At 53.9% G+C, this 15,344-nt stretch carries 14 protein-coding genes, 1 tRNA gene and 1 pseudogene; 5 read left to right on the top strand and 11 right to left on the bottom strand.

Annotated elements, in window-relative coordinates; genetic code table 11:
• Nucleotides 1-23: 23 nt before the first annotated feature.
• The gene (locus HU767_RS13620) at nucleotides 24-302 is read right to left on the bottom strand and encodes a DUF3077 domain-containing protein (RefSeq protein ID WP_024619250.1); all 279 of its coding nucleotides are present in this window, start codon (nucleotides 300-302) and stop codon (nucleotides 24-26) included.
• 470 nt (nucleotides 303-772) lie between these two features.
• Between HU767_RS13620 and HU767_RS13615 the strand changes: the two genes are divergently transcribed.
• From HU767_RS13615 to HU767_RS13605, 3 genes are all read left to right on the top strand, one after another.
• Nucleotides 773-991, top strand: a complete 219-nt coding sequence (locus tag HU767_RS13615) for a transcriptional regulator (protein WP_186729746.1) — start codon at nucleotides 773-775, stop codon at nucleotides 989-991.
• A 263-nt stretch (nucleotides 992-1,254) separates the two neighbouring features.
• The gene (locus tag HU767_RS13610) at nucleotides 1,255-1,437 is read left to right on the top strand and encodes a type II toxin-antitoxin system HicA family toxin (RefSeq protein WP_186729769.1); all 183 of its coding nucleotides are present in this window, start codon (nucleotides 1,255-1,257) and stop codon (nucleotides 1,435-1,437) included.
• 38 nt (nucleotides 1,438-1,475) lie between these two features.
• Nucleotides 1,476-1,901 (top strand): type II toxin-antitoxin system HicB family antitoxin, encoded by a 426-nt coding sequence (locus HU767_RS13605; protein ID WP_186707265.1) that lies wholly within the window; start codon nucleotides 1,476-1,478, stop codon nucleotides 1,899-1,901.
• Between the two features lie 127 nt (nucleotides 1,902-2,028).
• Here HU767_RS13605 and HU767_RS28815 read toward each other — a convergent pair whose 3' ends face one another.
• Nucleotides 2,029-2,568, bottom strand: coding sequence for an Abi family protein (locus HU767_RS28815; protein ID WP_238349467.1), 540 nt, complete (start codon nucleotides 2,566-2,568; stop codon nucleotides 2,029-2,031).
• A gap of 862 nt (nucleotides 2,569-3,430) precedes the next feature.
• Between HU767_RS28815 and HU767_RS13595 the strand changes: the two genes are divergently transcribed.
• Nucleotides 3,431-4,531, top strand: a complete 1,101-nt coding sequence (locus HU767_RS13595; protein ID WP_186729745.1) for a CBS domain-containing protein — start codon at nucleotides 3,431-3,433, stop codon at nucleotides 4,529-4,531.
• A gap of 126 nt (nucleotides 4,532-4,657) precedes the next feature.
• A complete protein-coding gene (locus HU767_RS13590; RefSeq protein WP_186729744.1) occupies nucleotides 4,658-5,833 on the top strand; it encodes an FRG domain-containing protein in 1,176 nt (391 codons plus the stop codon).
• Between the two features lie 230 nt (nucleotides 5,834-6,063).
• On the opposite strand, the gene HU767_RS13585 is transcribed toward HU767_RS13590, so the two are convergent.
• The 9 genes and pseudogenes from HU767_RS13585 to HU767_RS13545 form a co-directional block, all read right to left on the bottom strand.
• A complete protein-coding gene (locus HU767_RS13585) occupies nucleotides 6,064-7,056 on the bottom strand; it encodes a hypothetical protein (RefSeq protein ID WP_186729743.1) in 993 nt (330 codons plus the stop codon).
• Between the two features lie 724 nt (nucleotides 7,057-7,780).
• Entirely contained in the window at nucleotides 7,781-8,056 is a 276-nt protein-coding gene (locus HU767_RS13580) for a hypothetical protein (protein ID WP_186729742.1), read from the bottom strand.
• Nucleotides 8,053-9,033, bottom strand: coding sequence for an integrase domain-containing protein (locus HU767_RS13575; RefSeq protein ID WP_186729741.1), 981 nt, complete (start codon nucleotides 9,031-9,033; stop codon nucleotides 8,053-8,055). Before HU767_RS13575 ends, HU767_RS13580 begins: the two co-directional genes overlap by 4 nt.
• Nucleotides 9,034-9,938: 905 nt before the next feature.
• Nucleotides 9,939-11,266: pseudogene (locus HU767_RS13570) on the bottom strand (integrase arm-type DNA-binding domain-containing protein).
• A 164-nt stretch (nucleotides 11,267-11,430) separates the two neighbouring features.
• Nucleotides 11,431-11,506 (bottom strand) — tRNA-Thr (locus HU767_RS13565).
• A 75-nt stretch (nucleotides 11,507-11,581) separates the two neighbouring features.
• On the bottom strand, nucleotides 11,582-12,406 hold the full coding sequence (locus HU767_RS13560; protein WP_186729740.1) for an FkbM family methyltransferase: 825 nt from the start codon (nucleotides 12,404-12,406) through the stop codon (nucleotides 11,582-11,584).
• A gap of 331 nt (nucleotides 12,407-12,737) precedes the next feature.
• The gene (locus HU767_RS13555) at nucleotides 12,738-13,970 is read right to left on the bottom strand and encodes a methyltransferase (RefSeq protein WP_186729768.1); all 1,233 of its coding nucleotides are present in this window, start codon (nucleotides 13,968-13,970) and stop codon (nucleotides 12,738-12,740) included.
• The gene (locus HU767_RS13550; RefSeq protein ID WP_039592683.1) at nucleotides 13,951-14,640 is read right to left on the bottom strand and encodes an ABC transporter permease; all 690 of its coding nucleotides are present in this window, start codon (nucleotides 14,638-14,640) and stop codon (nucleotides 13,951-13,953) included. The genes HU767_RS13555 and HU767_RS13550 overlap by 20 nt, the downstream gene beginning before the upstream one ends.
• Nucleotides 14,637-15,332, bottom strand: coding sequence for an ABC transporter permease (locus tag HU767_RS13545; protein WP_186707263.1), 696 nt, complete (start codon nucleotides 15,330-15,332; stop codon nucleotides 14,637-14,639). The genes HU767_RS13550 and HU767_RS13545 overlap by 4 nt, the downstream gene beginning before the upstream one ends.
• Nucleotides 15,333-15,344: the final 12 nt, after the last annotated feature.

The raw sequence follows: 15,344 nt of genomic DNA, 5'->3' as shown, positions 1-15,344 counted from the left end.
GAGCAGCATTGCGCCTGCGGCCCTTAAGCCGGATTGCTCCCCGGCGCCTCCAGCACCTTCACCACATCATCGATGACGGCCTTGCTCATATCCTGCAAATAACACGACGCCCAGGCATACCGATCCGTACTGCGAATCATCGCCGCGTCCTCGGCCAGGACCTTGGCAACGTGGAGCAGGTCGGAGGCGTGGGACAGGGCTTCGCCGATGGGTATGCCGCTGTTGACGCGGAAGAGCGGGCGGTCGGAGTGGTAGCAGAAGGGGGTTAGGCCTGGGGTTTTGAGGTCTTGCGGATTTGGCATTGTCTGGCTCCTTGACTGTGAGAGCCGCAACCGTCCTTTCCTACGGGATTGGGTGGCGGCCATGCACGGGGTAGGAAAACCGGGAATCAAGGCACCCGGCACACCCGAAGGTGTCCCGCGCACAGCCGCCATAACGCATATCGCAGACACAAAAAAAGCGCCTGCAATAGTAAGCGAGGCGCAGCTGATGCGCCTTGATTTACTTCGGGTTTCCTACGCCCGGTCGCTGAATTGGCAGCGACGGTTGGAGAGTAGCTGGCGATTGGGGAGGGTGCAATCGTGGCGCGATGCTGGCGGGTGAGGTTTAGGTACGCTCAGGTAATAGTTTGGCTCTCCATCGAGATCGATCCGACGTCGGATGCAAGAAAAACGGGTGAAAAAACCAGCAATAGGGCTTGCTCGCATCCATGCATAATCTGACAGTCGAAAAACGGATCATCTGACTGAGCGAGTTGAAACAGAGGACCACAATGGAAAAGAATCTATTCAAGCGTCTGGTCGAGAGCATGACCCAGATGAGCGAAATTGAGCGTGACGAGCGCCCAGCGGCTCGGGTATCCCGCGTCGAAGTGAAGCGAGTCGACAGGCTCCTGGGTCTTCCCGGCTCCCGTGAAATAGACGAATGTTCATCCGGTGATTCCCAAGCAGGCGCTGCGAAGCAGATGAGCCTGAAACGAAAAGCGCCGTGAGCACGAGTTGGAAATTCAAGCGAACGTCCGCAGCCCCGCGGCGGGTTAAGGTTTCGCTAGACGACTTATAGCCTCGCCTGTTTGGTTGATGACGATCGGACACGTGGCCTATTTCATTCCTCGCCGGTGATCTCGATATCCGATGGTCATTTGGACCATCGGAGACTGACGGGCGTCGCCCGGCGAATCGATGCGCAACATAAATGTTGCTGGTGCAACTTTTTTGTTGCACGATTGCTTCGCTGAAACGGCGAGGTATGCAAATGAAATACAGCGAGTTTCGGCGATGGTTGAAAGCCCAAGGGGTTGAGTTTCAACCCGGGAAGGGCAGTCATTTCAAGGTTTCCTTGAATGGCAGGTCAACTGTGTTTCCCGACCATGGAGCCAAGGAAATGGGCGAAGGGTTGAGAAAGTCGATAATCAAACAACTGGGCCTCAAGGACTGAGGCCTAGCTGTACGTAGTTGAGGCAGAGGAGAAGCGGCATGTTTGAATATGCGTTGGAAATTCACGAGGAGCCGGGCTGCGTCTGGCTGTCGTGCGCGGAAATTCCGGAAATGCACGCCGCTGGCGATAATCTCGCAGACGCCTTGGACGGTGCCCTTGATGCGATCGAGACAGCACTGTCCATCTACGTCGATGAACGTCGGGCAATCCCCGACGGTAAGCCAGATGGGAAGACAGACCATTTCCTGCTCCGCCTGCCTGCTCTAACTGCAGCCAAGGTTGGGCTGTGGAATGCGCTTCTGGAGTCTGGAATGAGCAAAGCCGAACTGGCGCGCCGCCTGGACGTACAAAGGCCTCAAGTAGATCGTCTGGTCGACTTCTTGCACCACTCCAAGATCGAGAACGTCGAGCGCGCCTTGGAACAACTCGGTCGCCGCCTCTCGCTTTCAGTGGAAGCAGCCTAGGCCCAGTGGCTGATCGCTGGTGACAAGCCCCCACAACGCCGCTGTCGGGGGCATTTTTGTACCTGGACATTGGGAGGCGGGTGCTTCGATTGCCATTGTGGGTGAGGATCATTGGCAAAAGATGCTGTTAGGTTGAGCGGGTCCAGGAAAGGCTGCCCGTTGTCTTGGCTGGAAGATTGTCGATGGGTTTGATGGCCTTATCGCGAGCAAGCTCGCTCCCACAGGTTTTCAGGGGGTGGATGAAAAGTTGAATACCCAGAAACAACAAAGCCCTCGCATTTCTGCGAGGGCTTCGTCTTGTATGGTGGCACCAGACGAACGGTATGTTTCGGCGAGAGTAGGTTTTTCGGGCATCTGGTGTTTGCTGGAAAATTCGGCGTACCGCTCGTATGGCGACTTCGACACGTTCGATAGCATCCATGGTGATGCGCCGCAATGAACCATCGAAGCGGTAGATGTCGACGATTGCCTTCAGTGTGCTGCCGGGCTTGAAAGTATGTTCAGGGCCTGGCTCCTGAAAGGGGCGCATGTAGGGACTCAGGCGAAACAGCGTGACCACTTCGGGAAAACGCATGGCTCGATCATCGTTGGCGATGTGCAAGCCTCGTTGTTTTAGCAGTTCCAATTGCTGTTCTACGCTGAGGGCCGGTTTGTCGAAGGGCCTCATGTAGTTTTCTCCAGGCAAAAAAAAACCGCACGATTTGAGCTTGCTGACTGGGTCAACCTAGGCTTGGCGGGTGTGTTGGGATGCATTATAGGTAGGTGTAAGAGACCGTCAACGTTGCACTGACGTGAAATTGTAACGAGCAGACGGTCGAGCAACGCTGGGCTGTCGATGCTGATAAGGCGGTGTTGGCCTTTATCCGGCTTTCAGGAGATTTGAATTCTTCCAGAAACAACAAAGCCCTCGCATTTCTGCGAGGGCTTTGTTTTGTATGGTGCGGCACCAGACGAACGGTAGCTTGCTGCGAGGCCAGGTTTTCTGCGGATCTGGAATTCGCTGGAAAATTCGGCGTACCCCAACTAGTAACTATAAATAAATCAGCTAGTTATGGCGTTCGGTGGAATCGAACTCGGAATTTTTTAGAGATCAGCACGTTGTCAGTCTGCAAGTAATTCAGAGCCACATACGGAATGGTAAGCCTCCTGAACTCGAACGTTGTCGATCATCCCCTCCGTAGAGAATAGGCAGGAATCCGCCAAAAACTGCCGTGGTGACAGACAGCAGACGGCCATGAGCGGACGTCCAGATTCGGGAAAAATAATTCTGTCCCCGCTTGCTACCGTTTGCTGCTGCCGTGGGCATCGGCTCTGCAGGCGTGCCGAGTAAGGTCAGAGCGAAGCACACTTGCATCTCCGCTTATCACAAGCGAGGATCCACGTAGGCACATCGCCATCAACGGAGCATCACCTATGCCTCTTCAGACACGGAACGTTTTCATTGACACAGAGTTCTTCGTAAAAGCAGGACTAGAGCTCCTCCAAACAACTTCATATATTAGTAGCCTATTTGATTCGAGGGGCAAGTAGTGGCAACATCAAACCTGGAAAGACTTGAGAAGATTCTTGAGGGTTTAGGGCCTGGGATGGAGTCTATTCCTATATCGGTGAGGGAGTTGATAAGCTGGTTTGGAGCAGAGCGAAGAGGCTATATGGTGGCCTATAAAATCCGTAAAGTTCTAGATGCGTTAGGGGTAATAACTAAACCGGACTTCGATAGCGTACCCTTGGACTCAAAAGTGACACTCTATGCACCACTCCAAGAAGAAATCCAGACGCCGATAACTGATCAGAGCAATAATACAGCAGCGAACATCGAAAGCTCCCCAGTAGAACAAACTGAGGACACGACTCCTCCTCAAAATGAGTTTATATCTGGGGCTATTTCTGAACCTGCTTTTCGAGTAAGCCGGCTTGAAGCCGCAGATGTAAAGCTTATCACGGTCAAACCCGATAGCAGTCTTATCGAGGCTATCACGCTGATGTTAAGACATGACTTCTCTCAGTTGCCTGTGATGACAAACGAACGAGATGTGAAAGGTGTTATCAGCTGGGAAAGTATCGCACCAAGGCTTGCGTTGACAAATACCGAGTCTGATCGTGTACGAGATTTTATGAAACCTCATAGAGAAATAAATTCTACCGATTCGATTTTTGCGGCTTTACCTAGAATAGTTGAATACTCATACGTTCTTGTGCGCTCAACCGATCAACGTATTAGTGGAATCATTACTACTACTGACCTTAGCATCCAATTCAAACAGCTATCTGAACCATTCCTTCTGCTCGCGGAAATTGAGAATCACATCAGAACATTGATAGATGGAAAATTTACAAAGGAGGAGCTATCCAAATTAGTCAACCCCTCTGATAGCGAACGCACAATAGAATCAGTTGCAGATCTTACTTTTGGTGAGTACATCAGGCTCTTTGAAGATCCGGCTTTATGGTTAAAAACAAAACTGCAGGTTGATAGAAAAACGTTTATCAAAGAGCTCGACAAAGTTCGTATCATTCGTAATGACGTAATGCACTTCGATCCTGATGGCATATCAGAGGAGGATCACGAGCTACTGCATCATTTCGTGCGATTTATTCATACCATACAAAGTTTGTCGAACAGTAGTTAAAAAACACGACGTACGAATCATGTTGACTTCGTTCCTGATGGCAGGGTGCCCTTACTTAGAATGGGCGCTTGGGCCATAGCTAACCAATAATTCTGGCTCATCTTGCTCCTAGCTCAAGGAAAATATATGGGTAAATATCATATACTTAAATCAAGCAACGGTAACTATTATTATGTTTTGCGAGCGCCAAATGCCGAAACAATTTTAGTAAGCGAACAGTTTGAAAGCCACAGCGCGGTTAAGTCTGCCATTCAACAAGCCATGGCCAGCGCCAACAATCCTGAGAGGTTTAGAAAAATTGAGTCGCGCGATGGGAAATTGTACTTCCAATTGATCGGCGATAATGGCGGCTTGCTAGGGTCAAGCGCGTTATATTCAAGCATGAAATCTTTAGAGCGTGGAATCGCGGCAGCTATAAAGTATGGAGCAACTGACGCAACGATACATGATGCACTAGCAAGCTCTAAAACCGCACAAAAAATTGGTAGTGTAAGAACGTATATAACCTCTATTGAGTTGTTGCCTCAAGAAGCTGAGGCGGTAATTTTTTACAGAGGGCATGGGGACGTTGCCTACAAGCTTGTGCCAAGTCTTTATAGGAACCCAGGATGGATAAGGAATGAGCATATAATATTTCAAGAGTTGGTTCTGCGCTGCTCAAATGATTTCAAGTTGTCCGGGCCGACCTTTAATGCCCTAGTAAAAATGCAACATTATGCGCTGCCAACCAGACTCTTAGACATTACCACAAATCCATTAATCGCCTTATACTTCGCATGTGCTGGCGGAGGCTCAGCTGATGCCGAAGTTATCGTTTTTAAAATTCCAAAAAATGAAATCAGATACTATGATAGTGATCGAGTTAGCTTGATTTCCAACATTGGCCGCCTCCCTGAGCACACCCGCTTCCCTAAAGATCTGGATATTGAGCATTTTAACCAAAATGAAGACGTAGTTAAGCTTGTCAGGGAGACGCAAAGAGAGAAGCCATACTTTGAAGCAAGAGTTAACCCAGTCGATATCTCATCAGTGGTTTGTGTTAAGCCAGTACTGGATAATCCAAGAATCATAAAGCAGGATGGCGCCTTTCTACTTTTCGGAGTCGATGGGGGAAAAGGAAAGCCTGCTTCCGTCCCAGAAAGATACTTATTGACAAGCGACGAATTCAAAATAATTGTTCGAGGTGGTGACAAAATTAAAATACTGGAACAACTAGAGTCACTGGGGATAACTAGATCCACTAGGTATCCTGAGATTGAACATGTTGCGGGATTCCTAAGGGATAGGTACGGGGACAAATAAAACGTAACGATTTTCTAGCCCTAGAGTGCGACTGACTGCTTCTGGCCGATTTTTGCCGTTTGTGACGGGCAGCAATCTGCCAAAAGCGACCGTTCAAAAAGTGTCTAGTTAAAGCCAGGCGATCCTTAGTGGCATGCCCTCAGAACATCCCGCCCGGCCTATAATTCGTGCTCGCCCAAGCGACATCCCCAGTTTTCAGCTAAGGCATAGGCCACGGCACTAGAGTAGTCCTATGGTGTAACTACTTTCATTAGTTCATCATAGACAAGTTTCAAATGCTGAGAGCTGCTTTCATCAACACAAGGCTTCCAATTAGACACTACACTATGAGCTTCTCGCAGGTCGGAAGGTTCAACGCTTTTTAACGTGTCGATTACAAACATGGCGTGACCATAAAACTCCAGCCAATAATTGACATGACTCCCTTTTACGCCTTGGTAGTACTCGATGCCCTGATAACCTCTCATTTCAAAGTACATCCCGAGAACTTCACACCAAGCCTTATTGGTCTCGTTCTTTGAAAGCTGGAATTTTTCTGGGATCGCCTCCCAGTTCAGCTTGCGTAGAGCCATATTGAGTTCTGCGTACTCGTATGCTGTGAATTTCGGTTTTAGATTTATCTTTATACGATACTTCTCAACTTCATCATAAGCCTCTCGAATTGTTTTAATCCCTCTCAAGGGCTCGCCACTATCATCTTGTAGCCTGCTCCTGTATGAGTCCAACGCCTGTTTCAGGTCGCTAGCAAATTCTGCGCATATTGCTTCTGTAATTGTGACGCACAGCGAACTAAGGAAAAACATATCTGCAATAGAATTTGGATTTTCCTGATTCCTGGTGTAATCACTAAGCAAAATAACTTCTTCCTTATTTTTTTCCTCTCTAAAGTTGTGGGCGGCAAGTGCGTTTCTATAAGATCTCAAACCCTTCAGCTCTTCGATTCTTTCCAGTGCCGGCTTGGTGATTCTACATAACTCCTTCACTCTTTCACTATCTTTTGCCAATGATCTGAATGCTCTAAATTCATCCAAAAACGCACATACATCAATGACTTGCTTTAAGAACAGCGATCGCTTGAGCTCTTCATTGAAGTGATCAAGATCCTTGCATCGCCTACCATATTTTTTCGCCAAGGAAACGGATGACTCAATTAAATAAAAGTCTCTTTCGAACTTTTGCTTAAGTAGGTTGAAAACGATCAAGCTGTCATATATTTTTTTCATTCAAATCCCTTTAAGATAATTTTAAATATTTAACCAAACGATTGTTTAGTTGTAATGATGCTCTGCCTATAAATTCCAGAGCTAAACGTCGCTTATACGCTAATCGGAGAGGCTACCAGAATTCGACAACACGTAGCTAGATGAATCGGCACTCTTCCGTAGACGCTTTCAAAAGACTGCTCCTGGCCGATTTCTGCCCGTCACCAAGGGTCGTATCGACCCAAAAAGGTCGCTGAGAAACGGCTATTTTCGACCTAGAACTGCCTTTCAAAGAGATAAGGCTGAGGTGTCAGTCGTCAGACAGAGTCCAGCCATGGAAAATGCAGTCAAAGTCTTTTGCCGTAGAAAATAACACAAGTTCCTCTGGGTCAAATTTTGTGTACAGCCAGTACCCAGGAAAAGGGCCTCTCGTTATCATGTATTCCAAGCGGTACTTTTGAACAGCTACAGAACTGAGAGAAGCTGAATTCAACTCAAATCTGTCACCTTGATTGAGCGCCTATAGCTTTAGAACGAGGCTATCATCAAGTACTACCTGTTCAGCTGCCTCCATCAGATGCCGTGTATGCAGTTTCTTTTGAAGCCTAACGCTTCTGGCCATAGATCAACCTATCTATAAACAGTCCTAAGATCGCCATAATAATACTGGAACGCGGAGATGACCGTTTTAGGGCGATTTCAGCCGATTCCGACAGGCAGCTATTGGCCGTTTTCTAACCTTCGTTTAGCGGTTGAACTGCCAAGGTTTTCCTAAGCGATGAGTGAGTAATTGCATGGTCAGCAAATAGTAATACCGCGTCGATTCAGCGTGCTGGTTTAGGTGGTGATTCAAAAACCACGCCATGTGTTTTCTTTGCCAAGTCCATGGATTGTCGCGTTGCCAGCGCTCAGCGATTGCTGTTTGGATAACCTTCGCATGACGTAGGTGGCGTTGGCGGGTGGTATGCGACCCGGTCAGGACGCCTGACAGGAACAGCTCCATATCGAATGGCTTGCTCATGCTCGACCACCAATGTAAGCCGACACCACGTCGATACGGCCATGCCCCAGCTCATAGCTGATTTGTACTCGGGCATCCTGATCTAGGCGTCGGTCGAGTTGATAGCAATGGCCTCCGTTGATGGGGGCGGGATGGCGGGTGATTTGCTCATAGCGTTCGCACGCATAAGCCGCGCGCAGTTCGTGGAAGCCTTTGAGGTTGTGCGTATGGAGGATATCTCGGGCGGGGCGGACGATCCCCTGCAAGAAATCGAGGTAGCTTTCGTTCGGTGCCAGCAGGTTGCGGCCACCATCGGGCGAAACCTGTTCGGCAAACCTCAGAGCTTCTCGAATATGGTCGTCCACCGTAATCCAGCGAGGTGCTGACGCACCGGATCGGCCGCCTTTGGTGCCGTCCTGGATGTTGATCTTGTCGTAGTGTTCGGCTTCACGCTTGAGTCGCGGTAGGTCGGCCAGAATCGCTTCGCGCAGACGCATGCCAGTGGCTCGCGTTAACTTAGCGATGGCCGCGGCGCGCGGCTGCTGATGTTTGCAAAGTACCTCTACGATCCGCTTCACGTGTTCGCGGTCTTGGCCTTGTGGCACCGAGCAACGAACGCTGGTGCGCCGCGTTCCCAGCGCCTTGCTCGGACTCGGTACTTTCACATACTGATCACCGCGAAGCGCGGCCATGGTCCGGTTGACGCTGGACAACCGGTTTAGCGCGGTGGCGATGGCGAGCTCACCTTGGTCAACTTGCTGACGCAGATGTCCGGCGTAGTCCAGCAAGGTCTGCCAATTAATTTGCCGTGCATCGTTAAACCCCGGCCCTTCCTCCGACCGACACCAGCGTACAAACGCTTGCCACCGATCACTGTGCGCCTTGACCGTGCCGTAATGCCCGCCGCCAAACAGGTCTTTCAGTGCCTGCGGTCCTGCATAGCTCAGTTGCCGGCCATAGCCAAAATTGCGCCCATCTCGTCTAGCTACTAATCCCATGACCATATTCCTCTCGAAGCCAAACCTTCGAAACCATCCCCACGTCATCCCGCCAAGAATGTTGAGTGTTATCAGGGATCAAGGCCCCTGCGACCTGTGAGGGTTGTCCACTAACGCGGGACTGACGGCTCTTTACGACCGGGAGCTTGGGCATCTCAAGATCTGTAGCCTCCTGAACACTTCCGAAGAAGTGGGCGGGTGGAGGCTGCGCTGGCTGACGAGACCAGCGCCGCGAGATCCTGAGTCGTGTGAAGGTAGTGAAGCGATGACCGGGGCATGCCCGACTGTCAGTCAGGTGCAGCCCATTCCTGGGCTGCGGCACCATCATCGGCATCCCTGTTGCTAGTGACTTCGGTGTTTGTCACGCCGATTGTCACGAGGGGGAATGCCGCAAAGCCTTGTACGAGTTGGGCTGCAGCAGCGGTTGGAGCGCCCGTCTCTTTCCGGGAGAAAGAGACGGGCGCAGGTTGGCGCAATGAAATGGCCAAGCGGATAGGTTGCTGCAGGGCAGTTGGGGAGGGGGATGTATTTGCCGCAATGGCAATGATCTGAAGTAGGCATCCATCACTCGGTGAGTGACCGTGCGAGCCGCCGGACGCTAATCGCACTTTGGGAGAACCACCACGGTGTGGCGTAACCTTAAAGGTCCTGGCTACCTGGGTTGCTGTCAACGACAGCGCTTGCCCGATCTTTTCTACGCCTGTGGATAATTTGGGTCAAGGCTCGGATTTTCGGGAATTCTGCGGCTGTGGATGAAATTATCCACCGGTGGAAATCTATGGTTTTCCACAGACAATTAGCGTGGGCTTTAGATTTTTTAAGTGAGGTCCATCCAAGCAGGGCGGCTTTGCAGCCCCGCTTGGATGGACCCGCGTGGAAGGGCGGACAACGGTGATCTCACAGGCTTACCCACGTTTGGATGCGCCACGGCTATTTTGTAGGGCCGTGATGTTGTCGCCGACTGGGTGAGCGAATTCGTGGGGTGTCACATGCCCATGGCGGTTGGCGTCGATGTAGTTGCTCCACCACGCCATGATTAGCCTGCGTTGTTCGAGGAATTCAGCCTTGTGGATATACGCGGCGCGCACGCGGTTGCGTTCCTTATGGCTCATTTGTCTTTCGATGGCTGCGTCGGTCCATAACCCGGACTCCAGCAGGGCGCTACAGGCCATAGTCCTGAAGCCGTGGCCGCACACGTCCTTGCTGGTGTCATAGCCGACGTTGCGGAGCACGGTGTTCACCGTGTTCTCGGACATGGGCTTCCAGTACTTGTGGTCTCCCGGTAGCACTAACTCTGAGAAACGACTGAGGCTGCGCAGGCGCTCCAGTATTTCCATGACCTGCGGCGATAGCGGAACCATTTGAATGTCGCCGTTCATCTTGGTCCCACGTGTGGAGTTGCGTACCCCTTCAATCGGTGCGCGTGTATCGGGGATTTCCCACATGGCGCGTTGGAGGTCGAACTCACTCCATCGCGCGAAGCGCAATTCGCTGGAGCGGACGAATACATGCAGCGTGAGCAGCACGGCAAGGCGGGTCAGCTCGCGGCCGTTGTAGTTGTCGATACGGTGTAGCAGTTCGGGTAGGCGGTTGAGAGAGAGGGCCGGGCGATGGATTGTGCGCGGCGCGTGAATCGAGCCTGCCAGATCCAGTGCAGGATTCATGGTGATCTGCCGAGCCCTTTTGGCCCCGCGCATGATGGTGGATAAGTAGTTCTGTACCCGTAACGCCACATCCATGGTGCCGCGTTCCTTGATGCGTTGGGTGATCTCTAGCAGGTCATGGGTATCGAGTTCAGCGATGGGTCGTTGGCCGATCAGCGGGAAGACGTGGGTACGTAGTCGGCTCATCACGGTTTTTGCGTGTCCTTCGGTCCAGCGACGGGACATGTCGGCATGCCACTCCAGAGCAACGGTTTCGAAAAGCAGTGCCGCCCGCTGGGCTACGATCTTGGCCTTCTTCTTTTCTTCCATTGGGTCGAGGTTGTCGAGCAGCAACGCCTTGGCTTCGTCTCGCTTACGTCGTGCGACGGAAAGGGTAACGATGGGGTAATTGCCGATGATGAGCGTACCTTCCTTGCCGCTGGGCTTGGTGTACTTCAAGCGCCAGGTCTTCACGCCATTGGGTTTGACGAAAGGTACATGCCGCCGCCGTCGAACAGTTTGTAGGCGCGTTCGCGGGGTTTGGCCGTGCGGCATTGCAGGTCGCTGAGGGGGATCGCTAGACGTGGCATAGGGGTACGCGCTCCTGACCGGGAAATCGCAGTACCCCTAACATACCCTTGGGGAAGGGGGATTTTGTTGGATCCCGACAGAGGGTCCTGGAACGAAAAAACCCGCCAAAGGGCGGGTTTTCGGGGCTTCCAGAGCATTCAGTAGAATGCAATGGAGCCTAATGTGGTGCCGGCACCAGGAGTCGAACCCGGGACCTACTGATTACAAGTCAGTTGCTCTACCAACTGAGCTATACCGGCGTGTGGGCGACGATTATAGCGATTGGGCGCGTTCTGTAAACCCCTGAATTCTGACTATTTTTGCATGACCCATGCTCAAGCGCGGCGCAGCAGGGTGCGTACTTTCTGCAAGGCTCGCCACGCACGGCTGTTTTGCATGGCGTGAAGTTGGGCTTCGGCCTGTTCCGCCCGTTGCACTGCGGCGCTGAGCTGTAGGTCTGCATCGTCGACGGGGTGGCTGAGTTTGTGGCCTTTGCAAAGTTGAAAGCCGTCGAGGTTGCACGGGGGGATGTCGAAGGCGGGTTTGAGGGCCAGGTGTTCTTCGGCGAGGTAGTAGGTGTTGATGCCGTCGAACAGGATGGATTGGTAGCCGGCGTCGGTTACCAGGTTTTCCCAGGTCTGGTCGCGGGCCCATGGGGTTTCGATGAGGATGATCCAAGGGCGCCAGCGGCTGAAGTCCATGCCGCGCAGCACGGTTTCTTCATGGCCCTCGACGTCGATTTTCAGGAAGTGGATGGGGCGGTCCTGGGCGTATTGCTCGCAGATGGAGGCCAGGGTGCGGGATTGGACGGTCTGGGTACGCACGTCCATGCCGGCGTCGCGGTGTTGTTGGGCGACGCTGGTTTCTACTGTGGATAAGCCTGTGTCGGCGATGGTGTAGAAAGTCAGGCTGTCGGCGTTTTCGCCGGCCACGCATTGCAGGTTGATGTCGTCCGGGCGTTGTTGGCAGAGTGCGTCGTGGTAGGCCGGTACCGGTTCGATGTTGATGCCGCGCCAGCCACGATCGTAAAACGCGCGGGTGACCGAATCATCTGTCGGATGGTTGGCGCCGACGTCGAGGTAAAAGCCGTTTTCCACCGATTGAAGGGCGCGCCACAGGCGTATGTCTTCGAAGTTTTGTGCGTAGGAAATGAACGTCACGGCCAGTCCTTGAGTGTGTCGGCATTGTGTCAATCACGATACGTGGGGCTGTTGTATAGCACGGGCGCGGTGGACGCAATTATTGGCGCGGGGCAGCACTGAATTCGGCGGTTATGTCGTTTTGCTTAGACGCTTATGCACAACGGGCTGGATGACGCGCAGGGTATCTTGCGATTTTGTGACCGCTTTCGCGTTTCGTCGCAAATGCCTGTTTTCATGGTTTTTTATCCATATGAACAAAAAATGACCAATGCTGATTCGGTCAGGAAATCGCGGATTTCTTGGATCCGAGTTTATTTCATCAACAGAGTTATCCACAGGCTGTTTCAGCTCAGTAACGCTCTGCCAGCAACAGAAGATTGCGCGGCGTCAGGGGTGTTTCGCAGAAGGTACCAAGGCGAACGTCGTAGCCCTTTTGCGTGAGAAAAAGTGCTCGGTCCAGCACCAGCCAAAGCTCCAGTGGCCGTCGGAAAAGGCCTCGCAGCAACTCCAGGTTGCGCACCTCGGCCAGGCGCTGGTGACCTGCTGCTTCCAGAGCGACCCAATCAGGCGTGCCGACTGTGGATAAGTCTTTCAGGGCCGCCAGATCGGTGCAGTACTGGGCGAAGGATTTTTCCAGCCAGGCGCTGGGCAACGACGGGGTGGGCAGGTAATCGTCGCACCCTCTGATCTGCCGTTGCAGGAGGTCGAAACCCAGGCGCCAGGCCATCGATTGGTCCCGTTGTCTTCTTACACGGGCGCCAGCGGTGACGGTTTCGGTTTGCGGCAGGCCGAGATCGTCGAGTGATAGCTGTAGGGCAGAGACTTTGGCTGCGTCGGACAGTGCTTGATAGCTCTCGCTGCTGACGCGGTTGTAACAGCATGGCGCGATAGCCAGTTGTGCACAGCCAGCGGCGCTGGCCAGGTGCATCAGCCGCACATGCAGGTCGCCGCAGGCGTGCAGGGCCACGGGGGTGTGTCCCGGATGCAGCGCCTGGGCCGCGTCCGCCGCGAGCACATCTTGTTGCCGGTGTGTGGCGGGCAGGTGATGGCGCTGGCTCAACAATTGGCCGCTGGCGACCAGCGTAGGATCGTACTCCAGGCAGGTCAGTTGCTGCTCACCTTGCACCAAGCGGCGACCGAGATGGCCTTTGCCGGCGCACCAATCGAGCCAGTGAGTTGGCGGGGTGGTGAAGCGCAGGCGGCTGGCGAAGGCTTCGATCTGTTGCCATTTACGCCCGGGTACGTCGACGTTCAGGCGATGGCTTGGCGCTTCGAGCGTGCTGGCGGGTAATGCTGCGACAGCGCTCAACGCGCGAGAGGTAGCGGCCAGTTCCGGGAAGGGCGCTGGCGCGTCTTCCATCAACCATGGCTGGTGATGATCGTGTTCCGCCGCTTCCAGCGATCGCTGGCGTAGCCATTGGGCCAATTGCGGGTGGGATGTTTCCCAAGGCAGATGCAGATGGGTGAACGGACGTGGTTTCCACAGTGCCTGGTGCGCTGTGAGAAAAAACTCCAGCGCCGTGAAGCGGGCGAGCAGTGCCTCGCCCGTCAGAACGTCGCTATCAGCGTCCTTGGCAGGCATCGACACGCAACCAGCGTTCCAGTTGCTTGAAACCTTGAACCAGGACGAAGGACATCAGCAGGTAGAACATACCCGCCGCGAAGAAGATCTCCACCGGCATATAGGTCCGGGCAATGATGGTGCGGGCCATGCCGGTGAGTTCCAGCAGGGTCACGGTGCTCGCCAGGGCGCTGGCCTTGAGCATCAGGATCACTTCGTTGCTGTAGGCCGGCAGGCCGATGCGCGCGGCGCGGGGCAGCATGATGTAGAACAGCGCCTTGGGCCGCGACATGCCCAAGGCCCGCGCGGCTTCGATCTCGCCACGGGGGATGGCCTGGATCGCGCCGCGCAGGATCTCGGCGATGTAGGCAGCCGTGTGCAGGGTCATGGTGGCCGTGGCGCACCAGAACGGATCCCGCAGGTACGGCCACAGCGCACTGCTGCGCACGGCATCGAATTGCGCCAGGCCGTAGTAGACCAAAAACAGCTGGACCAACAGCGGTGTGCCACGGAAAAAGAAGATGTAGGCGTAGGGCAATGCCCGCACCTGCCACAGGCGCGAAGAGCGGGCGATGCCCAGGGGAATCGCCAACAGCAGCCCGGCGATCACGGCGATGGCCACCAGTTCCAGGGTCAGCGTCGCGCCCTGGGCCAGCTTCGGCAGCCACTTGATGATGACGTCCCAGTTCATTGGGTGCTCCTGGCAAATCCACGGGCGGCGCGTCGTTCCAGCAGGTGCATGCCGATCATGGCGAGCACCGTCAGGCCCAGGTACATGAAGGCGGCGACCATATAGAAGGTGAACGGTTGCTTGGATACGGTCACGCCGATTTGCGCATGGCGCATGATTTCTTCCAGGCCGATCACCGAGACCAGCGCGGTGTCCTTCATCAGGATCATGAACAGGTTGCCCAGGCCAGGCAGGGCGATGCGCCACATTTGCGGCATGATCAACCGGGTGAAGATCCGCCACTTCGACAGGCCGAGGGCGACGCCGGCCTCGCGGTGGCCCTTGGGGATCGCCAGGATCGCGCCGCGAAACACTTCGGTGGCGTAGGCGCCAAAGCACAGGCCCAGGGCAATGACCCCGGCGGCGAAGGCGTCGAGGGCGAGGTCGGGGTTGCCGAAATACTCACCCAGGGCACGCATCAGGTTGACGGTACCGAAATAGATCAGCAGTACCCAGAGTAATTCCGGGATGCCGCGAACCAGTGTCGAATAGGTGCCGCCCAGCCATTGCAGCGGCTTGTGCGGCGAGGTCTTGGCCAAGGCGCCGAGCAGGCCGAGCACCAGCCCCAGGCAGAGGGCCGTGAGCGCCAACTTGACGGTCATCAGCGCGCCGGCGGCAAGCGCCGGGCCGAATCCGTAGAGATCGATCATCATGGGTAGGAATTC

This window comes from Pseudomonas sp. SWRI179 (assembly GCF_014268705.1).
Lineage (GTDB): Bacteria > Pseudomonadota > Gammaproteobacteria > Pseudomonadales > Pseudomonadaceae > Aquipseudomonas > Aquipseudomonas zanjanensis.
The sequence above is the reverse complement of the archived record's forward strand: the minus strand, read 5'-3'. Positions and strand labels throughout refer to the sequence as shown.